Raw genomic sequence first — 21,288 nt, 5'->3', positions numbered from 1 at the left:
CCAGCGGGCAAAGAAGGATTGCGATCTTTTTTTGCCCTGTGGTACAATAGAGCTCACACTGTTTGCAGTGCTGCACATGGGTATGACATCATGGAGAGATACCGAAGCGGTCATAACGGGGCGGTCTTGAAAACCGTTAGGGTGCAAGCCCACGTGGGTTCGAATCCCACTCTCTCCGCCATCTACATATAACGGCAACGCCGGAGAAGCCGCTGTATCGCCGCCTTTAACAGGGCGGCCGATAGGGCGGAGGCTCTGGCTTTTTTGTGTGTGTGGCCCGCATAATCGGATGTAAAACTCCGCATGTTATGAACTACGGAGGTGTATGCGATGGGCAAAATAGATGAGCTGTTCGTTGACCAAAACCGGCTCACAGAGGCATGGAAGAGGACGCTGCCGACGGTGATGAACCCTGCCGACCAAACGGAAGTTAAAGCGGATGAAGCCGATCCGAAGGCTCTTCGGATTCATATTCGGGCAGCGGGACATACGATGTACACGTTCGATTTTCGTATCGAGTATGTGGACAGCCGGGAAATTCGGGTCGATTTGATCGATGTGGAGCGGGACGGACGAAGCGTGGATGAACGGGGCGACATCATTCAACAATTGGTCGAGGACTATACCCGGCATTTGCATGAATGCGCCCAAGCGCTTCACGACTTGGCACACGCGTAGACGCGATTGCCGAAAGGCGCAGGGAGGGTGAAAGGGATGAGCAAGGCGAAAGGCGGCTTGGATAAAAACCTGAGCAACGTAGTCGAAGACCTGAACGTTAAGGCGGTTAACGCGCATCAAGCCCAACAGCTGCAGCAGGACAGCAACGACCGGCGGCATCAGGATGCGCTCAACCACGACGAGCCGAACGACCGGGGCTCCGCCAGTCTGACGAACAAGGAGGCGTAAGCGATGAGCAAGCCCGATTCCGTGCCCGTGCCGGAGGCTATCCCTAATCAAGGCCGTCGGCGGCAGGACCATAACCGTCCGCAGGAGCCGATGTCCGGTTCCAAGCAGGTCAAGCAGGAAAACCATTCGCGGCATAATAACGGAGAAGGTTGATATGATCGGGCTTCTGCCGGTACCGCAACAGAAATGGAAATAAAAGCTGGCGGTCTTTAAATAAATTTTACTTTCCCGCAGCCCTTGGATGAGTTAAAATGAGAAAATGTTCTCATATTCATTCCTTGGGAGGGGAAAAGGTTTTGAAACGTTTGATGCAAGCCGTATTACTAATCCTTGCCGTATCGGTTGTTTTGGCTGGCTGCAGCAGCGCCAAAGCGCCTAAAGAAGCCATACAAGCCGCATTTGCGAAATCGATGGAGATGAACTCGTACACCTTCACGAGCGCACTTTCGATCGATAAGCTGGAATTGCCGCCGGCTCTGCTGGAGGGCATGGATCCGGCCATGGCGGACATGGTCAAAAATGCGACGCTGAATATTGACGGCGTCTATCAGGCCGATCCGATGCAAATGGAGATGACGCTCAAGCTGGACCTGAAGGGCGACATGGCGTTCTCGCTGAACGTCCCGATCGTCATGACGCAGGATAAAATATGGGTCAAAATCCCGCAAATTCCAGGCTTCCCGCTCGGCGACGCTGCAGGCAAATTCATGGAAATCGACATGAAAGAGTTGGCCGCAGAGGAGGGCGTGGAGATTCCGACGCTGGACATCGACAAGCAGCGCAAAATGACAGAAGACATGGCCGGTATTTTCTTCAAGCAGTTCGACGAAAAGACGTACTTCTCGGAAGTGAAGAAGGATGAAGTGGCCGGTTTGCCGGAGGATGTTAAGCCGGATCAAGTCGTCAAGTTCAATGTAACGCAGGAAACGTTCGAACCGATGGTCATGACGATTGTCGATAAAGTCGCGCCTGAGATTATCGACCTGCTGTTGAACAATGAGGATTATCGCAAGACGTTCCAGCTTGAGAAGGCTGACCTGGAGCAGGCGAAGAAGGAGCTGGCCGAGGGCGACCGCAGCGAGCTGCGCAAAGGTCTTGACGAGTTCAAGAAGAACGCCAAGGTCAACGAACTGAGCCTGACCACGGCCATTGTCGACGAACTGCCTGTGTATCAGGTAGCGAAAGCCGACCTCGACTTTACACAGGAAGGCGAGACGGCTAAGGCCGGATTGACCTTCACGACCCTTTACAGCAACATCAACGAGAAAGTGGAATTCCCGATCGGCATTCCGAAAGATGCCATGTCGATGGAAGAGCTGATGGGCACGTTTACGGGACCTGGACTGTAAACCGCCGTATAGGACGATAACCCGCATTCGGATCGACCGGTTGCGGGTTATTTTTTGCGTGTAAAATTCGGGTGGTTATGGGCAACGGCAATAAAAAAATGCGACCCAAGGTCGCATTTCGTTGTTATGTATGGTCGAGACGACAGGATTTGAACCTGCGACCTCTTGCTCCCGAAGCAAGCGCTCTACCAAGCTGAGCCACGTCTCGATGAAACGGATTTATCAAACGCAAGCAATATAGAGAATAGCATAAATCGGCCCAATTGTAAAGGAGGAAACGTCCCCGAATCAGGCCCGAATGGCCAACGAATAGGCTCCGATTAGGCGCCGAATCCGGCGGACTATAATTGTCTTTTGACCGCCGAACGGTTTGTGTTATAATATTCATTGCTGCGGCCCCGTAGCTCAGTGGATAGAGCATCGGTTTCCTAAACCGTGTGTCGGACGTTCGAGTCGTCTCGGGGCCGCCATTCATTTTACAGGTATATTCGGCCTCCTGCGGGATCACGCAGGAGTTTTTTCTTGTCTGACGGACCTAAACGTCCGCATCCTGTCGAATTCTCTCAGGGAATCCTCATGATCGGAGAGATCGCCATGAAAAAAACCATCGACCGGATCGGATTCGCCACACGCAAGCTGGCGAGCTATATCGAGTACAATCCGTCTGACCCCAAGCCGCGGGCGTTCACCTACCGCTGCGACCGGCTGGTGGCTTATCTCGCAGCGTGCAACGATGCTATGCGTGTGACGGAACAGGAACGCCAAGCGCGGCGGCTTTCTTGACGGAAGCAAGAAAGCCGGGAATCGAACTCCTCCGGCATTGGCTTATTCTTATTCCTTCATAATATAGAGCGGCTCCCGTGGGCATCTCCTTTGCCGGTGCCCGATCCGTCCGCCCCGTTCTCTTGCGCCCGCAGTTTCTGCTGCTCGGCAACCTGTATGCGGAACTTGTCGGATTTCTCCTTGTAATAGGTTTCAATCTGACTCCGGAGAATATAAGCGCGCAGTTTGCTCTCATGCTCTTGTTCCAGCTGCAGCAGCCGGGTGCCGTAAATAAGGCCGGTATCGATTTGCTTCTTGTGGACGATTTCCGTCCGGCAACGGAATGTGAAGCCCAGATCGAGTTCCAGCATTAATTCGGCTTTGAAGGGCAGCGGCATTGCAACCTGCGTGGACAAGGCGACACCGGTCATGCTGATGTTATCCAGATGCAGCGTCAAGGGATCCTCAAGCTTCTGCTCGGTTTTGCGGATGGCGTCAATGATGCTGATGACCTTGCCCGGCTGCCTGACCGGCACGCGCGGATGCTCGCGCTTGTCCAAGAACCGCTTTCGGTTATCGGGCGGATTAATGACAATGATCGCGTCCTGCGCTTTTGCGAGGATCGACGATTCGAATACATAAATGCCGCTTTTGGTATACACGATGATCCGGACCTGCTCCCCGAGCTGAAACAATTCGGACTGAGGGAACTCGATCTCTATAATTTCACCCGCCGCATAGGTCAGAAGTCCGGTGGCGATGAAATTTTTCTTCTCTACCACCGCTTTGCAGTCTATCATCACCGAGATGTCGCTTCCTTCTTTGCTGCCGTATACTAACGTCTTCTTCAAAGGATTGCTCGGTTTCACCCCGCTGCCCCTTTCATTCGGAGAATAACAAAGCCGTCCCAATCGATGGAGACGGCTGCACCTAACCCGGAAGGTGTTTGCTTTCGGCAACCAGGCGATCGTAGCTCCTGTCGGAACGGAACCTTAGTCCCTCAGCTTTGCGTCCCTGCCTTTCGGCAAGTTTGCCATTGTCGATTATATGGTAATTTATTCATGACTATGTAACTAAGTATAATAAGTTCCAAGAGATTTCGCAATCGATTTTGCGAGTAAAAGGCGCGGGTTTTACCGACCGGCTCGATAAAATTAGGGAAAAGGGACTATATACCCAATACAATAGTTGCAGAATGAAATAATGCTAAAAGTAATACGCATTCATCGACAATTTTTTACAAAATTTGTCCGGGAATATGTGTATAATGGGGGTACGACTACGGTACCTAAGATTGGGGCAATTGAAGCGCATATGGACAAACGCAACCTGCTTAACCAGCTTCAAACGCTGCGTTTGCGTCTGCACGATCTGGCGGAGGCGAGGGGCAGCTTAACCCATCCGGACGTTCTGGCGCTAAGCGAGGAGGCTGACCGGCTTATTATCGTGCTGCAGCAGCTGCAGCGCGAAGATCCCGGCGTGAGCGGCGAAAGCAAGCCGACGACCCACCTATAGCTTTCCGCGCAGCCGCCGAAAGAACCGGGTCAGCATGGAGGCGCATTCCTCTTGCAAAACGCCGGCTTCAACGATTGCCATATGGTTGAACCGCTCTTCCTGCAATAAGTTCATGAGAGTTCCTGCGCAGCCTGCCTTCTTGTCGGAGGCGGCGTACACGACCCGGCCGATTCGAGCCTGTACGATGGCTCCCGCGCACATCGGACAGGGCTCAAGCGTTACATATAACGTACAGTCCAGCAGCCGCCAGGCATTGAGGCGTTCGCTGGCTTTTTTTATGGCGATCATTTCCGCGTGGGCGGTAGGATCGTTAAGTGTCTCCCGCAGATTGTGGCCCCGGCCGATAATTTCCCCATGCCGCACGATGACCGCTCCGATCGGGACCTCCCGGATTTCTTCGGCGATTCTGGCTTCGGCGATCGCTTCCCGCATATAAAATTGATCTTCGTCGGACATCGTCACGCAAGCTTCTTCCTTTCATTCGGCAAGTTCCATAGGGGATGACGCGTGTTATCCCGTTGATTTCGACAACCGGTATTGTCGAATCCAATCGAATTATGCCCCGAACAAATATTCGTTGTTAACAGCATGTGTACAACTATGTGGATAACATTGGCGTTTTCCACATAGTTGTACACATTGTGGGTATATTTTTGAGGATAAACGGTGAATTGGCGTACGATCAGATTCCAATTATGATATGATCGAAAAGAAGACCTTCATCGAAAAGGATGTGTCGTCGTTTGTCGGTAAAGAGCAAATTGACGCTTTCGATTTCCCTCATCATGTTTATCTTTTTGGCGATTACTGTCATTTTGAACGATTATTCGATGCGGGTCAACTTGCGGGAGGAATCCGAGGCGGATATGGTCAGGTTCTCCAAGCAGATCTCGGGGGCCATTAATCAGCATTACCTGGTGAAAACGGAATACGGCGCAGGGTCCTCCGGAGCGGAGTCGGTCATAAACGAAATCGTGGGGTCTAACCCGGAGTTGGTGGAAATCGCCGTCATTGACGCATCGTCATTCACGGCCGGCGGCCGTTCCGCCATGCGGGAGGGGAGGCCGACTGGCAAGAAGGCCGGTTTTTTAACGGTTTTATACGGAGATTACACTCTCAGCGACGGGGACAACGACGTCCGAGACGTCGGTAAAGCGGCGCAGGGAGACAGCGTATTCCGGCGAATCTCGCTGCGCGGTGACGCCTATACATTGGGTTATATCGGCTTCCGGTACGACACCGGCACTTATGATGACACTCCGTATGTGGTTAGGACTGTGCTGAGCCGCGATGATTTGAATGCAAGGATCAATGAACAGCGTGCCAATGCGATTCTGCTGGCCGGAACGCTGCTCATTTTCGTTATTTTCACAAGCTATCTGTTGTCGGGGCTCCTGATCCGGCCGGTGAAATCGATTCTGGACAAAGTAAACGAGGTGGCGGACGGGCGGTTCGATACGGCGCTTGAGGCGAGGGGCAAGGACGAGCTGGGGCAGTTGGCGGCCCGGATTAACGCGATGTCCAAAAACCTGGACGTTTACACGACCAAGCTGAAAAATGCTTTTGAAGAAAACCGTTCGATGAAGGAATATCTGGAGTCGATCATTAACAATACGACCGATGCCATACATGTCGAAGCCACCAACGGTACAATCATGCAGGTGAACCAGGCCTTTGAGCGGATGTTCGGCTGGGATGCGGAAGAGGCGGTCGGCCGGAAGCTTGATCTTGTGCCGGAACGGTGCCGGGAGGAGGAACGGCAAGCCTACAAGGAGCTGGCTTCCGGCACGATGCTGACCGCCCGGGAAACGGTTCGGCTGCGCAAGGACGGCAGTTCGATCGACGTAAGCGTCACGACCTCGCCGATTCGCGACAAGAAAGGCGTGATCCGCGCGTATGCCAGCATCACCCGGGACATCACGACGCGCAATAAAATGGATGAGCTGCTCAGGCGCGCCGAGAAATTGAATACCGTCGGGCAATTGGCGGCGGGGGTCGCGCATGAAATCCGCAATCCGCTCACGACGCTGAGAGGCTTTCTCCAGCTGCAGCTGCAGACGGGCAAACACAACCTCGGGCATACGGAGCTTATGCTGTCCGAACTGGACCGAATCAATCTGATCGTCAGCGAGTTTCTCATCCTGGCCAAGCCCCAGGCGACGAAATTCGAAACCAAGGATATCCGCAATATCCTTGGAGACGTCATGTCCCTGCTGGATTCGCAGGCTCATCTATGCAACATTATATTCGTGACCCGGTTTGAATCGGAGCCATATAAAATTGACTGTGAAGAAAATCAATTGAAGCAGGTATTCATCAATGTGCTGAAAAATGCGATCGAGGCGATGCCGTCCGGCGGCGAGATCGAGATCCTGGTCAAGAAGCCGGCGCTGCACACGATCTCGGTTGCGATCGTCGACCACGGAGTCGGCATTCCCGAGGACATGATTCCGAAGCTCGGCGATCCGTTTTTTACAGGCAAAGAAACCGGCACCGGTCTCGGCATTATGGTCAGCCAGCGGATTATCCAAAGCCATCAAGGCGCAATGGACATTCAAAGCAAGGTCGGCGTGGGGACAATCGTCACGATTACGCTGCCGGCATCGGCGGAATAGGGCGGGGTAGCGCATGATTCGCCGTGTGCAATTTTCCGGAAAATTTATTATAATGGCAGAAACAATCAGGCGGTGTCCACGGAGGTTAAGCTCATGATTAGGGATAAGGTTAAAATTTTTGCCGGCTCTTCGAATATTCCGCTCGCGGCGAGCATATGCGACAAGCTGGGGATGCCTTTGGGAGACGTGAAAATCTCGCGGTTTGAAAACGGCGAGGTCTATGTCGCTTACAAGGAGCCGATCCGAACCTGCGATATTTTCATCGTGCAGTCCTTGTCCGACCCGATCAACGAACATTTCATGGAGCTTCTGGTTATGATCGATGCGGCGAAAAGAGCGTCGGCCAAAACGATTAATATCATTATGCCGTATTACGGCTACGCCCGCCAGGAAAGAAAACGGGCTCCCCGCGAGGCCATCTCGGCGAAGCTGGTCGCCGACTTGCTGTATGCGGCAGGCGCATCGCGGATCATCACGCTGGATCTGCATACCGCGGCGATTCAGGGATTCTTCAACTTTCCGGTTGACCATCTGACGGCGCTGGATGAACTGACCGATTATTTGAAGGGCAAAGCGATCGAAAATCCCGTCATTGTTTCGCCGGACGCAGGGCGGGCATCCACGGCGGAGAAGCTGGCCAATTACATGGATGCCACGTTTGCGATTGTCGTGACGAACAAGGACAGTCTCACAGGGGCCGAGACGACGCACGTCATCGGCGACGTGGCGGGCATGACGCCGATCATCGTCGAGGATATGATCGACACGGGCAAGACCATACTCGGCGTGGTGAACCGGCTTGCGGAGAGCGGGGCGAAGGATTGTATCGCGGTCGCCACGCACGGCCTGTTTTCCGGCAACGCGCTTGCCAAATTGGACCATCCGCATATTAAGGAAATCGTAGTGACGGACTCGATCCTGCAGCACACGAGCGACTCGGACAAGCTGGTCGTGATTTCGATGAGCAATCTCATTACCGAAGCGATCCGGGCGATCGTGGAGGGCGGTTCCATCGCGACCTTGTTTAAATCGCGCGGGATCTAGAGGAGAATCGACCGTGCGGATTAACAAATTCATCAGCGAGAGCGGCTATACCTCCCGAAGGGAGGCCGACAAGCTGGTCGACAGCGGCAGGGTGACGATTAACGGCGTGAAAGCCGAACTCGGCAGCCAAGCCGAAATCGGAGACGACGTCAGAGTCGACGGCAAGCCGATCGGCGAACATAAAAGTCATGTTTATATCGCGCTGAACAAGCCAGTCGGCATTACGAGCACGACCGAGAGCCATGTGAAGGAAAACATCGTGGATTTCGTCGGCCATAAGGAGAGGATTTTTCCGATCGGCCGGCTGGACAAGGATTCCGAAGGGCTGATCCTGCTCACGAACGACGGCGATATCGTCAACAAGGTGCTGCGCGCCGAAGGGCGGCACGAGAAGGAATATATCGTAACCGTCGACAAGCCGATTACGCCTGTCTTCGTTCAGGGCATGAGCAGCGGGGTTCGGATACTTGGGAGCATGACGCTGCCTTGCAAGGTAACCCGCGTCGCCGACCGGGTGTTCCGGATCGTGCTGACCGAAGGGCGGAACCGGCAAATCCGCCGCATGTGCACGGCATTCGGCTACCAGGTCAGGCGGCTGAAGCGGGTCCGCATCATGAACGTGAAGCTGGGGGAACTGCCCGTCGGGTCATGGCGCGATTTGACGCAGGAAGAGAAACGGACGCTGTTCGGATTGCTTGGTTATGAGCCCGGCGCCGGCGCTGACGCCGACGCCGGCAAGTGATGCGGTCGACATAAAGATAAGACGGTCAACCGCCCCGCGGAAGCGGGAGGCTGGACTGTCTTGTTGTCTATGGAGACCGTGCGGATTACCGCTCAGCGGCAACCGTAAGCGTCTGGGTCGCCGCGGCGTCCGTATATTTGCGGATAATCGAGACTTCGACGCGGCGGTTCCTGGCCCTGCCGGCGGCCGTGTCGTTTGTGGCGATGGGGCGGAACTCGCCGTACCCCGTGGGGCTGACCAGCTTAGGATCCAATTGGCCGGCCGCAATCAGGATCGTCATGAAGTTGATGGCGCGCTTTGCGCTTAGCTCATAGTTGGAGGGGAACTCCACTGTATGGATCGGCCGGTTGTCCGTGTGGCCCGCCACCTTGATCTCGTAGCCGGGATAGGCCTTCAGCATGATGCCGATCGCCGTCGCCAGCTTGGCCGATTCTTCCTTGATGGCCGCGCTTCCCGAGTCGAATAAGGCATTGTTGCTGATCGTGATCATCAATTGGGATTGGTTCAGCTTCGTTCCCAGCTTCGTCGTCAGGCCGTTGTTCTCGATGTATTGATCAAGCTGCCTCTTCAGCCTCTCAAACTCCTGCTGCTCCTTTTGCCGGAGTGTCTGCACTTCCTGCTGCCGCTGCCTTTCACTCATCGTCTGCTTGCCGTCGCTGTTCCGTTTGGTCCGGTCTTCCTCATTCATCCGATTCGCGTTCGTTACGACCGCCGATTGATCGAGCACGCCGCTGCCGCTGTTGAAAGCGATGTTGAACGCCTTGCTCAGATCCTCGAATTTCTTCGCATCGACGGAGCTCATCGCGTACAATACAATAAAAAGGGCAAGAAGAAGCGTCAACAAGTCCGCATAAGGAATGAGCCACGTTTCATCTGCGTGTTCTTCATGCTCTTCATGCTTATGCTTTTTGCTCAACGGCTGTACCCTCCGTTTCCGACATGGCTTTCCGTTCGGTCGGCGTCAGGAAGACGGAAAGCTTCTGGCTGATTGCGATCGTCGATACGCCCGATTGAATGGAGAGCAAGCCTTCGACCATCATGAGCCTGATTTCGGACTCCCGGCGGGAAAGCCGTTTCAGCTTGTTGGAGATCGGATGCCAAAGGACATATCCGGTAAAGATACCGAGCAGCGTAGCGATGAACGCGGCTGCGATCGCCTTGGCCAGCGCTTCCATATTGCTCATGTCGGCAAGCGCTGCGATCAGGCCGATAACGGCGCCCAGAACCCCAAGCGTCGGCGCATACATGCCGGCCTGGGAAAAAATCAGCGCTCCGGCTTTATGGCGATCCTCCGTTGCGGATACTTCCTCCAGCAGGACGTCCCGGACGAAGTCCTGGTCGTTGCCGTCGATGATCATGCGCATCCCGTTGCGGAGGAACGGATCTTCGATTTCATCCACCTTCGATTCAAGGGCAAGCAAACCTTCACGGCGGGTGATCGTCGCCCATTCCATGAACATGCTGATCAATTCTTCACGCGGCACGAGCTTCTGCTCGCGAAAAACGATTCTGAGGAGCGCAGGGAATTTCTTGATTTCGGAAAGCGGAAAGCCGATGAAAAGCGAGGCCGCAGTGCCGACCAAAATAATAACATAAGCGGCTGGATTGATAAGTTGGCCGAGCGGCGCTTCCTTAAGGAACATCCCGAGCAAGACGGCGACCAAACCGAGTGCGATTCCGATAACGGTTGATTTTTCCATAATACACCTCATAGCCAAATGTAAATACCGGGTCGAGCGGATTGCGGCAAAGAACGAACGTTTTCGACAAAATCCATTATAGTATTTATCGTCAGAAATGTGGAGAATATTAGAGTAAAGTTTAATAGGAAGTGGAGTTGTGTCTGTTTCGTGGCGGTGACGGGAAGTGTCTGCTTCTGATCTGGAAGCGAACGGCTTTTGGCCGCAAACATGAGGAGGGAAGGGAATCGGATGGGCGTGAAGCATGCAAGAGAATACAGGGACATTCTGCGGGATTTGACCGATGCGGTCGGCGGGATTGCGGACAGCCATACATTTTTCGATATGACGGGGGAAGAGTGGGAGACGCTTGGGGAGAGCGAGCGGCGGGAGGTGATGGAGGCGCTGGCGGACGATGTTTTCTACGGGCTCGGCGAGCAGCCGACGATTGAGGTGGGAGGCGGTGTCGTGGTCTACCGTCCGAAGCATCATGTCATCGAGGTGTCGGTGGACGGTACGGAAATTCGGATCGTTCGTTTGATCTAGGCCACAGACAGGCGAAGGTCCGCGGAACGCATCGCGCGTGCGCCGCGGGCTTGTTTCGCATGTCAGCTTGTGCCTGCGTCCGGCCCGCCGGCGCGGTAAACCATGCAGTGGAATTCGTCCGGCCCGATCGGCGTCGGCCGCCAATAGGTGTCCTCTACGACGAATCCGGCTTTGCTGTAGGCTTTGATCGCCCGTTTGTTCCACGTCAACACTTCAAGGTCGATGATGTTGCCCGGCATCCGGCGGCGCGCTTCTTCCGCAATCGCCCGCATGAAAGCCGGGCCCGCACCCAGGCCGCATAAGTCGGGGCGCATGCCGACGCCGAGCCTTGTAACGCCCGTAATCGGGAAAAATTGCGCGAAGCCGAGCAGTTCGCCGTCTCCATTGACTACGGACGCGAACTGCTTGGCGCGGAGCTCGGGGTCGCCGAACTCGATCGCGCGGGCGGTCATTTCCTCCCAAGACGGCCAGTTGAAAATGTCGTACGGCTTCTTATACCGCCAAGCGCACAGCAGCGGTCCATGCGATTCCTGCATGGGGACAACGCGGATGCCGCGAAAAGGTTCCGGCAGCTTTTCTGCGCTATTCGAGCCTGTATTGCGGATCATGGGGCCATTCCTCCTATTTGCCGTCCGGCGTTGTAATCAGTATACCAAACGGCCGGCGCCGCGTGGTATGATGGATATCGTAGGATAGGATGATTGGAAGAAACGATGCGCATCGGTTAAGATGCAACCGGATACAGCACGAATGTACAAAGGAGATATCATGCGCAAATTGATTTGGTTGGGCTGCTTGTCCTATTTGGTGATCGGTATGGCGCACGTCGTCGCGGGCGCGGTGCTGATCCAGGTGCTGGACTACTACGGCCTGCAATATGGGGACGGCGGTCAATGGATTATGAACCAGTTTCTTGGATTTTTGTTCGGCGTGTTGGCCGCGCCGTACATGACGCGAAGAGTCGGCAGGCGCAACGCGCTGCTGGCGGCGCTCGGCGCGCTGACTGCCGCCGAGGCGGCCTACAGCCTGCTGCCGCCTTGGGAATGGATGCTTACCGTCGCTCCGGTCGCGGGCTTCGGGTTCGGGCTGACGGAGGCCGTGCTCGGCGCGGTCATTATCGAATTTGTGGCCCGGCGCAAGGCCGAGGCGATGACGCGGCTGGAGGTGTTTTTCGGTCTCGGGGCGCTCGTCATGCCGGGCATCGCCGCGCTGCTCATCGATGCCGATGTATGGCAGTTCGCTTTTCCGATCGTCACGGGCTTGGCCGGCATTACGACGCTGCTGTGGCTGACGGTGTCGTTCGGACAGACGGATGACCTGCTCGCGTACTCGCCGTCTTCTTCAGCCGGTGCGGGGGTGAAGCGTATGGCCCGGTACAGCGTTGCTACGATGCCGTTGTTGTTGATCGGGACACTGTACTTCGCGATCTATGTGGGCATGGAAATGAGCTTCAGCAATTATTTGCCTGCAATTATGAAGGAGCGAACGGGCATGAGCGAGGCTGCCGCCGCTTCCTCCCTCAGCATTTTCTGGGGCATGATGGTGGTCGGCAGGCTGTTCTCCGGCAGGTTGGCGGAATGGGGCGGCTATTTCCGGTATTTGCTCTTATCGACCGCAGCCGGTGCGGCTGTAATGGCGTTCATCGCTTTGACCGGCAGCGGCGGGTTCGGGTTGGTCTGGATCGGTCTCGACGGTCTGCTGTGGTCGGGCGTGTTCGCCATCGGCTTATTGTACGTCAATGAGCGAATTGCGGGCATGACCGAGAAAACGACGAGCCTGCTTATCGCGGCCGGAGGGCTGGGAGGCGCATTGATGCCGAGGCTGACCGGTTCGCTCATGGAACAATATGATGCGGGGTTTACGCTGTGGATGCTTGTCGTCGCTTCTTCCATGCTTATCGTCCTGCTAGGCGCCATGGCGGCTTCGGCTAAACGCATCAAGCGGGCGGAGGCGGTAGAGACGAGGTCGGCTGAAGTTGGCCGCGATGCGGAAAATGGCGGTCTTCGACGGCCGAAGGCTGCCAGACGTTAGGAAGGAATCGCCGCCATGCAGCGCTGCAACGCGCGCGGGATCTGAGCGCAGACCTGCTGCGTGCCGGAATCGATAAAGGAGCTGAGACGTATGAAAGGAACCGTAACGACGGAGTGGCTGGCGGCCCGGTTAGGCGAGGAAGGGCTTGCCGTCGTGGATTGCAGGTTTGCGCTTAACGATCCGGAGGCGGGGCGATTGGCCTATCTGGCGGTTCATATACCGGGAGCCTATTATGCGGACCTGGAGCGGGATTTATCGGGACCGAAACAGCCCGGCGGAGCGGGCGGACGCCATCCGCTGCCGGATGCGGACAGACTGGCTGCCGCTTTATCGCGGATGGGAATCGGCAATGAAACGACGGTCGTCGCCTACGACGATCAAGGCGGCGCGATGGCGGCCCGGTTATGCTGGCTGCTTCGCTATACCGGCCATACGGGCGGGGCATATATGCTGGACGGCGGATTCGCCGAGTGGTCGGCCAAGGGCCGGCCTGTGACGGCAGAGGTGCCGGCGCCGGTGGAGGATGTGACGTATGAAGTGCGGATTCGTCCGGAACTGGCGGCCGATCAGGCCGAGGTGCGGGCGTTGCTGGGCAAGCCGGGTGCGGTACTGATCGATTCGCGGGAAGCATTCCGCTACTTGGGCGAATCAGAGCCGATCGATCCGGTAGCCGGTCATATACCGGGCGCAATCAACCGGTTCTGGAAGTACGGCTTGGATGAGGAAGGACGCTGGAAAAGCGCGGAGGCGCAGCGCGAGCGGTTCGCCGATCTGCCGGAGGACGCCGAGATCATCGTCTACTGCGGCTCGGGCGTGACGGCCTGCCCGAACGTGTTCGCGCTGGAAGCGGCCGGCTTCCGCAACGTGAAGCTGTACGCGGGAAGCTGGAGCGATTGGGTGTCGAACAAGGAGAACCGGGTGGCGACGGGGGAAGAATAAGAGGCAGCGGCCAGGACGATGATATTGGCAGTTGTATCAAACCGCACTTGTCTATGCGATCTCGCATATGTTAAAATCAAAATCAGAAAGACCGAGTGCGGCAAACACTCGGCTTGCACAATTGGCTTGGATGGGATGCCCCTTCAAGTTCAATGAAGAGCACAAAAACCCACCTTCGGCGGTCAACCTTGGGGTGGGTTTTTACTTTCTCTTGTAGTTATTCGCGATGTATGTTAAAAGCGCAATGATGAATGTGCCGAAAAGAATCATGATCGTAATTGCGTCTTTTAGCTCCATGGCCTCACCTCCTTCCGAAGGGAAACCACGCCCACCCAAGGTTCAATTGTACATTTCTATCTTACCGTTAATCCGTTATGCGATCAAGTGTTCGGCAGGTCGGGTACAGAGTTGGCGGAAAATTATTCTTTTGAAGAACTCGAGGCATCCTGGCCTTGCTTCACAGATCCGCTATCTCCAGCACCACTGGGCAATGGTCGCTCCCCATGATGTCGCAGTCGATTCGCGCGTCGATCAAATGGGACTTCAACCTGGCGGAGACGAGGAAATAATCGATTCTCCACCCGATGTTCCGCTCTCTCACCTTCGGCATATAAGACCACCAGGAATAGGCGTCCGTCCGGTCCGGATAAAAATGTCTGAACGTATCGATAAATCCGGCGTCCAGCAGCCGTGTCATCTTGTCTCTTTCCTCATCGGTAAAGCCGGAGTTGCCGCGGTTGGATTTGGCATTCTTGATGTCGATCTCCCGGTGGGCCACATTCAAGTCGCCGCAAATAATGACAGGCTTGCGTGCGTCCAGCTCCAGCAAATAGGCGCAAAAGCGATCCTCCCATTCCAGCCGGTACGGCAGCTTGGATAAATCTCTTCGGGCATTCGGCGTATACACATTGACGAGATAGAAGCCGTCAAACTCCAACGTCAGGATCCGTCCTTCGGGCTCCTGATCCTCCTCCAGGCCGTACCGCACCGACAGAGGCTTGAGCTTCGTAAATACGGCCGTCCCGGAATATCCCTTCTTGATCGCGTGGTTCCAATACTGCGAATACCCCTCAAGGCTATCCATGTTGATTTGTCCTTCTTGCAGCTTCGTCTCCTGAATGCAGAAAATATCGGCTGCCGTTTCTCTGAAGTAATCGTGAAAGCCTTTGTTAACGCACGCCCTTAAGCCATTTACATTCCAGGATACCAGCTTCATAAAGTCGTCGTCTCCCGCTTGTTTATACGCTCCATTATAACACCGGATCGGGATTTATGCTTAGTCGGCTGCCATGCTAAAGTCTCAGACCCGGTGCGGCTTGACACGGCTGACGGCATGCGCAAAGGGCCGGAAATCTCGCCTGAGATTTCCGGCCCTTTCGTTTGCGCGGAGCCTGATTTACACGACGCCTTGCGCAATCATGGCATCGGCAACCCGGGTGAAGCCGGCGATGTTGGCGCCGACGACCAGGTTTCCGGAATAACCGTACTCTTCGGCCGCCAATACGGCGTTCTGGTAGATGTTTTTCATGATGCTGTGCAGCTTCGCGTCCACTTCCTCGAACGTCCAGTTCAGTCTCATGCTGTTCTGGGCCATCTCGAGCGCGGAAACCGCGACGCCGCCCGCATTGGCCGCTTTGGCCGGTCCGAACAGCACATGATTGTCATGAAACACCTCGATCGCTTCCAGCGTGCTCGGCATGTTCGCGCCTTCGCCGATCGCTTTTACGCCGTTTGCGACCAGGATTCTGGCGGCGTTCTCGTTGATTTCATTTTGCGTTGCGCACGGAAGCGCGATGTCGCAAGGGATCGTCCAAATGCCTTCGAAGCCTTCGATGTATATCGCATGCGGGTGCTCATTTACATACTCGCGGATCCGCTTGCGCTCGACCTCTTTCAAACGTTTGACGGTCGCGAGGTTGATGCCGTTCGCGTCGTAGACGTAGCCGCCCGAGTCGCTGCACGCGACGACCTTGGCGCCCAATTGATGGGCTTTCTCGATGGCATAGATCGCTACGTTGCCTGAACCGGAGACGACAACGGTGCTTCCCTCGAAGCTCAAGCCTTTGAATTTCAGCATTTCATTCACGAAGTACACGCAGCCGTATCCGGTCGCTTCCGTTCTTGTAAGGCTTCCGCCGAAAATGACGCCTTTGCCTGTCAGAACGCCGGCCTCATGGCCGCCGCGAATCCGCCGGTACTGCCCGAACATGTAGCCGATTTCCCTGCCGCCGACCCCGATGTCGCCGGCCGGCACGTCCTCATCGGGACCGATATATTTGAACAGCTCGGTCATGAAGCTTTGGGTGAAGCGCATAATTTCATTGTCCGATTTGCCCTTCGGGTCGAAGTCGGATCCGCCTTTGCCGCCGCCGATCGGCTGGCCGGTCAACGAGTTTTTGAAAATTTGCTCGAAGCCGAGAAACTTGATGATGCTTGCGTTGACGGACGGATGAAAACGAAGCCCGCCCTTGTAAGGTCCGATCGCGCTGTTGAATTGCACGCGGAAGCCGCGGTTGACCTGGACCTTGCCCGCATCGTCCACCCAAGGGACACGGAAGGAAACGACACGCTCGGGTTCTACGATCCGCTCAAGAATGCTGTGCTGCATGTATTTCGGATGCTTGGCGAACACAGGCACGAGGGAATCCAGAATTTCTTTGATTGCTTGGTGAAATTCGCTTTCGTGGGGATTGCGCTTGACGACCGATTCGTACACCGACTGCACATATTGTGTTGCTGCTGCCAGGTCTTGTTCGGGAGTAACCGTTATCACGTTTAACAACTCTCCTTCGTTCGTTTGAATCGCGGAATTTGCAGTTTTTGTATCTTTGTTTGCATCTATTCCTGTTTCCTGCTCACGCGATTTGCATTTTTTGTGTAATTATTTGCACTTTGTACTTACACAATTCTAAACAAAGATTCGAGGATTCGCCAATTAAAATATATTTGGTGCCTGATTAATTTACTCTATTACAATAAAATTCATATAACAGAATGACCTTGCCATCTCATGGATGACAAGGTCATTATCATTTTACAGTAATTCTCGGCGAAGCTCGTCCGGTGATTTTGGCGACAGATGGCCGAGCGGGATATCGAATACCGTCCTGGCGCCGGACTGCCCTTCCTTGCCGAGCCGGTATGCGGCCCGCGCGCAGGCGACGAGTACGCTAGCCGTGAACTCCGGATTGCTCTCCAGCTTCAAGCCGAATTCGACGATTTGCTTTGTCCCTTCCCCGGTAATGCCGCTCCGGATAACAAATCCGCCGTGCGGCATGCCCTGATGCTCGGCTTTCAATTCCTCTTCCGAAATGAAATGAACCGTTGTGTCGTAATCCGAGAAGTAGTTCGGCATATTGACGATCGTTTCGAGGATTTTCTCCCGGTCCGCGCCTTCTTCCGCTACTACGTAGCATTGACGCAGATGCTTTTCGCGCGTCGTCAATTCCGGCGTCTCGCCCGAGCGGATACGGTCGATGACTTCCTGCACGGGAACCGTATATTGCACGCCGGCTTTCACGCCGGGCACGCGCCGAATCGCGTCGGAATGGCCTTGGCTTACGCCTTTGCCCCAGAACGTATAGTCCTTGCCTTCGGGGAGAATGGCTTCGGCGAGCAGCCGGTTAAGCGAGAACAACCCCGGATCCCAGCCTGTGGAGATGACCGCCAGCGTTCCGCCTTGCTTGGCCGCCGCATCGACGGCTGCGTAGAATTCAGGGATTTTGGCATGCGTGTCGAAGCTGTCGACCGTATTGAACATTTTGGCGATCGCGGGCGTCTGCTCGGGAAGGTCGGTCGCCGATCCGCCGCACAGAAGCATGACATCGATTATACCCTTATACTGCTCCGCCGCGGAAATATGCTCAAAACGGACGCCGTTCCCGCCTGGCGCGAGTTGGTCGGGCTGTCTGCGGGTGAAGACGGCGACGAGCTCCATGTCCGAATTTTGCCGAATGGCCTTTTCGACACCTTTGCCGAGATTTCCATAACCTGCAATACCCACTTTTATCGACATTGTTGATAAAGTCCTCCTTGATCTGTTCGTATGAAATAGCTTTTGCCTAACTCATAAGTATAGAGATGTTACATGGAATGTAAACTGTAACGGCTGGAAATTAGCAAAATAGATCGCGATTTATCGTGTGGTTTATAAGAATGTATTATTCAAAAATGTTTATTCCGGTTTTCAAATCGTGTGCATAATCGACGTGGCACCCGGCAATATTATCCTCTGGCTGTTATCAAACAAAGGAGTGATTTACCAATGCCGTTCGGTGCGCACGAGTCAATGGAAACGCACGAGATTTTGATGGAGAAGATCAACTGCATCTCCCACTTCAACCTTTATGCACAGGAAGTCAAGAACCCTCAGCTGATGGATATGATCGTTCGCCATCAACAGGAGGAAATCCGGTCTTATAACGAAATCGTGAACTACACGCACGATTACAATGGATTTTCCCCGATTCCTCCCCATACGAATATCCAGGGGATAACACCACAGCAGATTCGCTATGGTCTTCATAATCCTCCGGAATTCGCACCGCAGGCGGATGCCCGTTTCTATGACGGGGAGATCGCGACGGCAATGCTGCTGTGTCACAAAAACGGCGCCAGAAACTGCTCATCGGCGGCGTTGGAATGCGCAGACCCCAACCTTCGCATGCTGATGATGAATTCCGCGGCAACCTGTATGAATCAGGCTTACGAGGTGTTCCTCTTCATGAACGAGCAGGGCTTGTATCAGGTTCCGACCCTCAAGGACCACACGGCGAAAACGTTGCTGCACCGCTATCAACCGGCGGGCGAGGCGCTCCAGGCGCAATACGGCGTGCAAGACATGGGATCCGGCATGGGAGCAAACGGCGGTTATGCAACGAACGGCAATTTGAATGCCGGCTCAGCTAACAGCGTTCTGTACGGCGAAGGCGGAAATGGCGCGCAGAGCTACGGAGCCGGGGCGTACGGCGCAAGCGGAGGTGCGGGTTTCTACAATCAAAGCCTTCGAGGCGGACAACCGGTGTACGGCGGGGCGAATACGCAAGGCTCCATGCCGCAATAAACGCAATCCGGGCAGAACAAACGAAAACGAAGAGACCGCGCTTGGCGCGGTCTCTTTCGTTTTCCTACAGCTTGAACCGCTGCAGCGATGCCTGCAGCTCGACCGCCATACCGGAAAGCGCTTCGGCGGAATGCGAGATTTCATCGTTGCCGGCGAACTGCTCCTCGCTCGCGGCGGATACCTCCTGGCTAATGCCGAGACCCGTTTCGGACATCGCGCTGACCATCCGCATGACCTCCAGAATCTGATCGTTGCTCGCGGTCAGCTGCTGCACCGCCGCATTGACGTCTTCCGCTTTTACATGGACGTTATTGACAGCGGTTTCGATCCGGTGGAACGACTCCTGAACGGCAGCCGTGGCCGCAAGCCCTTGCTCAACCTGCCTGGTGCCGGTCTCCATCGCCGCGGCGGCGCTGACGATGCCGGCCTGGGTTTGCTTGATCAGCTCCTCGATATTCTGCGAGGATCGCGAGGACTGTTCGGCGAGCTTCTTCACCTCGCCCGCGACAACGGCGAATCCGCGTCCGACCTCGCCGGCTCTTGCCGCCTCGATTGAGGCGTTAAGGGCAAGCAGGTTCGTCTGCTTGGCGATCTCGTTCATGACGCCCACGATATTGCCGATCTCTCCCGCTCGTTCGTTAAGCTCCATGATCGTATCCGTCGCCCCGTGCACGGCGGCCGATACCGCATTCATCTGACCGGCAATGGCTTCGACGGATTCCATTCCGTCCCGGGATGCGGCGGAGGCATCCTTGGACAGAACCGCGACGGAGCCCGCCGCATTCTCGATATGTACGATGGTCGTATTCATTAGCTGTACCGCGCCGTTCGCCTGCGACACGGCGTCGACCTGCTTCTCGAATTCATCGGCGAGAAGCTGGCTTGAGGACGCCATATGATTGGCGGCGTTCGATCCCTCCTGCGCGCTGGCCAGCAGCGCCGCCGACCGGGCGGAAAGGGTCTGCGCATTGAGGTTGATCTGCTGAACCAGGCTTTGGAGCCCGTCCACCATCGCATTGAACGACTGCGAGAGACTGCCGACTTCGTCCCGGTAAGGATAATTCCCGCGCGCGGACAAGTCTCCCGCAGCAGCCTTCTGCATTTGCAGCTGCAGGGCGCGGATCGGGTGCGTAATGGCGCGGTTGATCGCGGTGCCGATCGCAATCATCAGCACAACGGCAACCGCCGCGGCAATGACAATAATTCGGAAGGCGTCTGCGTAGTCTTTTCCATTATCGGCATTCAACTGCTCGGCCCGCATCTCCCGGTACATCGCCAATTCGTTGATCAGGTTGTTCACCCGGTCTTTGATGCGAAATACCTCTTTGGAGTATACGCCGTATGCCTCGGCTTTTTGGCCGCCGCCGGAAAGCTCCAGCATACGGTTTAAGGATGCAGCGTACTGCGGATAAAGCTCGAGGAAGGAGTCGAGCATCATCTGTTCATTCGCATCGGTTTTGATCTGTTGCAATTGGGCGATGAGTTCGCCGGCTTGCTTGGTTTGTTTCTCGATCTCCATATTCAATAATTTAACGCGGTTGGTGCTGTCGCTGACGACGGTCTCAAGAGACGCCGAATCGATCGACCGCATGGTGGTTTGAATCTGTTTGAGCCATTTTATCGGCAGCAGGCTTTCCTCGTACAGGTCGCGGGAGTTGGCGGACATACCGGCCGTATAGTAGTAGCCGACCCACCCGATGACAAAAATGAAAACGATTGCAGTCGTGTTCAAAATCATAAGCTTGGAACGGAATTTGAGATTGCGAAGCAAGCCGGACATTTTCAACGGATAAGAAAGGATGGTGGTGAGCTTAGTGGCTGTTTTCATGAACAAGTACGCCTCCCTTTTCTATCTGAAAAGCTTTTCAAAACGATGCGCCGCCCTCTCTTTGATTGCGTATTAGCCCTATTTATGTATTGTTGCTTTTATCATACAACATTCGCGGTCGTATTTTGACAGTATTTATTTTTGGGATCTCTACTCTTCCTAAGATCATGCCTCCTCTCGCCGACACGCAAAAAAGGCCGCTCCAGGGAAAGCAATTTATGGTGCTACAAGATGTCAAGACAGTTTTTTAGAATTTTTAAGGTGTGAAAT

At 55.0% G+C, this 21,288-nt stretch carries 23 protein-coding genes, 3 tRNA genes and 1 riboswitch; of the genes, 15 read left to right on the top strand and 11 right to left on the bottom strand.

Annotated elements, in window-relative coordinates:
• Positions 1–92 precede the first annotated feature (92 nt).
• From RWM61_RS15420 to RWM61_RS15400, 5 genes are all read left to right on the top strand, one after another.
• Positions 93–181: transfer RNA gene (locus RWM61_RS15420), tRNA-Ser, on the top strand.
• Between the two features lie 149 nt (positions 182–330).
• Positions 331–678, top strand: coding sequence for a hypothetical protein (locus tag RWM61_RS15415; protein WP_314002355.1), 348 nt, complete (start codon positions 331–333; stop codon positions 676–678).
• A 36-nt stretch (positions 679–714) separates the two neighbouring features.
• Complete coding sequence (locus RWM61_RS15410) at positions 715–906, top strand: hypothetical protein (protein WP_314002353.1); 192 nt, start codon at positions 715–717, stop codon at positions 904–906.
• 3 nt (positions 907–909) lie between these two features.
• Positions 910–1,059, top strand: a complete 150-nt coding sequence (locus RWM61_RS15405) for a small acid-soluble spore protein P (RefSeq protein WP_314002351.1) — start codon at positions 910–912, stop codon at positions 1,057–1,059.
• A gap of 143 nt (positions 1,060–1,202) precedes the next feature.
• Positions 1,203–2,255, top strand: coding sequence for a hypothetical protein (locus RWM61_RS15400; RefSeq protein ID WP_314002349.1), 1,053 nt, complete (start codon positions 1,203–1,205; stop codon positions 2,253–2,255).
• A 131-nt stretch (positions 2,256–2,386) separates the two neighbouring features.
• On the opposite strand, the gene RWM61_RS15395 is transcribed toward RWM61_RS15400, so the two are convergent.
• Positions 2,387–2,463: transfer RNA gene (locus RWM61_RS15395), tRNA-Pro, on the bottom strand.
• Between the two features lie 186 nt (positions 2,464–2,649).
• Here RWM61_RS15395 and RWM61_RS15390 point away from each other — a divergent pair.
• Positions 2,650–2,725: transfer RNA gene (locus RWM61_RS15390), tRNA-Arg, on the top strand.
• 52 nt (positions 2,726–2,777) lie between these two features.
• A complete protein-coding gene (locus RWM61_RS15385) occupies positions 2,778–3,038 on the top strand; it encodes a hypothetical protein (protein WP_314002347.1) in 261 nt (86 codons plus the stop codon).
• Between the two features lie 56 nt (positions 3,039–3,094).
• Here the strand turns inward: RWM61_RS15385 and RWM61_RS15380 are convergent, their stop codons facing one another.
• Positions 3,095–3,886 carry a PilZ domain-containing protein gene (locus tag RWM61_RS15380; protein ID WP_314002345.1) on the bottom strand — a complete coding sequence of 264 codons (792 nt, stop codon included), beginning with the start codon at positions 3,884–3,886 and terminating at the stop codon, positions 3,095–3,097.
• A gap of 82 nt (positions 3,887–3,968) precedes the next feature.
• Positions 3,969–4,062, bottom strand: a riboswitch (cyclic di-GMP riboswitch).
• 269 nt (positions 4,063–4,331) lie between these two features.
• Between RWM61_RS15380 and RWM61_RS15375 the strand changes: the two genes are divergently transcribed.
• Positions 4,332–4,532, top strand: coding sequence for an aspartyl-phosphate phosphatase Spo0E family protein (locus tag RWM61_RS15375; protein ID WP_314002343.1), 201 nt, complete (start codon positions 4,332–4,334; stop codon positions 4,530–4,532).
• Here the strand turns inward: RWM61_RS15375 and tadA are convergent.
• Positions 4,527–4,988, bottom strand: coding sequence for a tRNA adenosine(34) deaminase TadA (gene tadA, locus RWM61_RS15370; protein WP_314002367.1), 462 nt, complete (start codon positions 4,986–4,988; stop codon positions 4,527–4,529). The genes RWM61_RS15375 and tadA overlap by 6 nt on opposite strands.
• Before the next feature lie 287 nt (positions 4,989–5,275).
• Between tadA and RWM61_RS15365 the strand changes: the two genes are divergently transcribed.
• The 3 genes from RWM61_RS15365 (at position 5,276) to rluF (ending at position 8,933) form a co-directional block, all read left to right on the top strand.
• Positions 5,276–7,147: a PAS domain S-box protein gene (locus RWM61_RS15365; protein WP_314002341.1), complete on the top strand. Its 1,872-nt coding sequence runs from the start codon at positions 5,276–5,278 to the stop codon at positions 7,145–7,147.
• 93 nt (positions 7,148–7,240) lie between these two features.
• Positions 7,241–8,191 (top strand): ribose-phosphate diphosphokinase, encoded by a 951-nt coding sequence (locus tag RWM61_RS15360; protein WP_314002339.1) that lies wholly within the window; start codon positions 7,241–7,243, stop codon positions 8,189–8,191.
• Positions 8,192–8,204: 13 nt separating this feature from the next.
• A complete protein-coding gene (rluF, locus tag RWM61_RS15355; RefSeq protein WP_314002337.1) occupies positions 8,205–8,933 on the top strand; it encodes a 23S rRNA pseudouridine(2604) synthase RluF in 729 nt (242 codons plus the stop codon).
• An 85-nt stretch (positions 8,934–9,018) separates the two neighbouring features.
• Here rluF and motB read toward each other — a convergent pair whose 3' ends face one another.
• Both motB and motA read right to left on the bottom strand, forming a co-directional pair.
• Positions 9,019–9,849, bottom strand: coding sequence for a flagellar motor protein MotB (gene motB, locus RWM61_RS15350; RefSeq protein ID WP_314002335.1), 831 nt, complete (start codon positions 9,847–9,849; stop codon positions 9,019–9,021).
• Positions 9,833–10,633: a flagellar motor stator protein MotA gene (gene motA, locus RWM61_RS15345; protein WP_314002333.1), complete on the bottom strand. Its 801-nt coding sequence runs from the start codon at positions 10,631–10,633 to the stop codon at positions 9,833–9,835. The genes motB and motA overlap by 17 nt, the downstream gene beginning before the upstream one ends.
• A gap of 231 nt (positions 10,634–10,864) precedes the next feature.
• On the opposite strand from motA, the gene RWM61_RS15340 reads away from it, so the two are divergent.
• Positions 10,865–11,158 (top strand): hypothetical protein, encoded by a 294-nt coding sequence (locus tag RWM61_RS15340; RefSeq protein ID WP_314002331.1) that lies wholly within the window; start codon positions 10,865–10,867, stop codon positions 11,156–11,158.
• Between the two features lie 62 nt (positions 11,159–11,220).
• Here RWM61_RS15340 and RWM61_RS15335 read toward each other — a convergent pair whose 3' ends face one another.
• Positions 11,221–11,766 carry a GNAT family N-acetyltransferase gene (locus tag RWM61_RS15335; RefSeq protein WP_314002329.1) on the bottom strand — a complete coding sequence of 182 codons (546 nt, stop codon included), beginning with the start codon at positions 11,764–11,766 and terminating at the stop codon, positions 11,221–11,223.
• 160 nt (positions 11,767–11,926) lie between these two features.
• Here RWM61_RS15335 and RWM61_RS15330 point away from each other — a divergent pair, with 160 nt between their 5' ends.
• Both RWM61_RS15330 and RWM61_RS15325 read left to right on the top strand, forming a co-directional pair.
• Complete coding sequence (locus tag RWM61_RS15330; protein ID WP_314002327.1) at positions 11,927–13,189, top strand: MFS transporter; 1,263 nt, start codon at positions 11,927–11,929, stop codon at positions 13,187–13,189.
• A gap of 90 nt (positions 13,190–13,279) precedes the next feature.
• Positions 13,280–14,128, top strand: a complete 849-nt coding sequence (locus RWM61_RS15325) for a sulfurtransferase (protein ID WP_314002325.1) — start codon at positions 13,280–13,282, stop codon at positions 14,126–14,128.
• A gap of 201 nt (positions 14,129–14,329) precedes the next feature.
• Here the strand turns inward: RWM61_RS15325 and RWM61_RS15320 are convergent, their stop codons facing one another.
• From RWM61_RS15320 to RWM61_RS15305, 4 genes are all read right to left on the bottom strand, one after another.
• On the bottom strand, positions 14,330–14,425 hold the full coding sequence (locus RWM61_RS15320) for a putative holin-like toxin (protein ID WP_314002323.1): 96 nt from the start codon (positions 14,423–14,425) through the stop codon (positions 14,330–14,332).
• Positions 14,426–14,585: 160 nt separating this feature from the next.
• The gene (locus RWM61_RS15315) at positions 14,586–15,344 is read right to left on the bottom strand and encodes an exodeoxyribonuclease III (protein WP_314002321.1); all 759 of its coding nucleotides are present in this window, start codon (positions 15,342–15,344) and stop codon (positions 14,586–14,588) included.
• Between the two features lie 180 nt (positions 15,345–15,524).
• Positions 15,525–16,901, bottom strand: coding sequence for an NADP-specific glutamate dehydrogenase (gene gdhA, locus RWM61_RS15310; protein WP_314002319.1), 1,377 nt, complete (start codon positions 16,899–16,901; stop codon positions 15,525–15,527).
• Between the two features lie 261 nt (positions 16,902–17,162).
• The gene (locus RWM61_RS15305; protein WP_314002317.1) at positions 17,163–18,143 is read right to left on the bottom strand and encodes a diaminopimelate dehydrogenase; all 981 of its coding nucleotides are present in this window, start codon (positions 18,141–18,143) and stop codon (positions 17,163–17,165) included.
• 249 nt (positions 18,144–18,392) lie between these two features.
• Here RWM61_RS15305 and RWM61_RS15300 point away from each other — a divergent pair, with 249 nt between their 5' ends.
• Positions 18,393–19,190, top strand: a complete 798-nt coding sequence (locus RWM61_RS15300; RefSeq protein WP_314002315.1) for a spore coat protein — start codon at positions 18,393–18,395, stop codon at positions 19,188–19,190.
• A gap of 64 nt (positions 19,191–19,254) precedes the next feature.
• On the opposite strand, the gene RWM61_RS15295 is transcribed toward RWM61_RS15300, so the two are convergent.
• Entirely contained in the window at positions 19,255–21,018 is a 1,764-nt protein-coding gene (locus RWM61_RS15295) for a methyl-accepting chemotaxis protein (RefSeq protein ID WP_314002312.1), read from the bottom strand.
• Positions 21,019–21,288: the final 270 nt, after the last annotated feature.

Origin of the sequence: uncultured Paenibacillus sp. (assembly GCF_963515335.1) — a bacterium.
Lineage (GTDB): Bacteria > Bacillota > Bacilli > Paenibacillales > Paenibacillaceae > Paenibacillus_I.
This window is presented reverse-complemented; position numbering and strand designations above follow the sequence as displayed.

Excerpts from the sequence above, each read along its gene's own strand:
- RWM61_RS15415 (WP_314002355.1), top strand. The coding sequence starts at position 331 with ATGGGCAAAATAGATGAGCTGTTCGTTGACCAAAACCGGCTCACAGAG.
- RWM61_RS15410 (WP_314002353.1), top strand. The coding sequence starts at position 715 with ATGAGCAAGGCGAAAGGCGGCTTGGATAAAAACCTGAGCAACGTAGTC.
- RWM61_RS15405 (WP_314002351.1), top strand. The coding sequence starts at position 910 with ATGAGCAAGCCCGATTCCGTGCCCGTGCCGGAGGCTATCCCTAATCAA.
- RWM61_RS15375 (WP_314002343.1), top strand. The coding sequence starts at position 4,332 with ATGGACAAACGCAACCTGCTTAACCAGCTTCAAACGCTGCGTTTGCGT.
- tadA (WP_314002367.1), bottom strand. The coding sequence starts at position 4,988 with ATGTCCGACGAAGATCAATTTTATATGCGGGAAGCGATCGCCGAAGCC.
- RWM61_RS15360 (WP_314002339.1), top strand. The coding sequence starts at position 7,241 with ATGATTAGGGATAAGGTTAAAATTTTTGCCGGCTCTTCGAATATTCCG.
- motA (WP_314002333.1), bottom strand. The coding sequence starts at position 10,633 with ATGGAAAAATCAACCGTTATCGGAATCGCACTCGGTTTGGTCGCCGTC.
- RWM61_RS15340 (WP_314002331.1), top strand. The coding sequence starts at position 10,865 with ATGGGCGTGAAGCATGCAAGAGAATACAGGGACATTCTGCGGGATTTG.
- RWM61_RS15335 (WP_314002329.1), bottom strand. The coding sequence starts at position 11,766 with ATGATCCGCAATACAGGCTCGAATAGCGCAGAAAAGCTGCCGGAACCT.
- RWM61_RS15330 (WP_314002327.1), top strand. The coding sequence starts at position 11,927 with ATGCGCAAATTGATTTGGTTGGGCTGCTTGTCCTATTTGGTGATCGGT.
- RWM61_RS15325 (WP_314002325.1), top strand. The coding sequence starts at position 13,280 with ATGAAAGGAACCGTAACGACGGAGTGGCTGGCGGCCCGGTTAGGCGAG.
- RWM61_RS15320 (WP_314002323.1), bottom strand. The coding sequence starts at position 14,425 with ATGGAGCTAAAAGACGCAATTACGATCATGATTCTTTTCGGCACATTC.
- RWM61_RS15315 (WP_314002321.1), bottom strand. The coding sequence starts at position 15,344 with ATGAAGCTGGTATCCTGGAATGTAAATGGCTTAAGGGCGTGCGTTAAC.
- RWM61_RS15305 (WP_314002317.1), bottom strand. The coding sequence starts at position 18,143 with ATGTCGATAAAAGTGGGTATTGCAGGTTATGGAAATCTCGGCAAAGGT.
- RWM61_RS15300 (WP_314002315.1), top strand. The coding sequence starts at position 18,393 with ATGCCGTTCGGTGCGCACGAGTCAATGGAAACGCACGAGATTTTGATG.
- RWM61_RS15295 (WP_314002312.1), bottom strand. The coding sequence starts at position 21,018 with ATGAAAACAGCCACTAAGCTCACCACCATCCTTTCTTATCCGTTGAAA.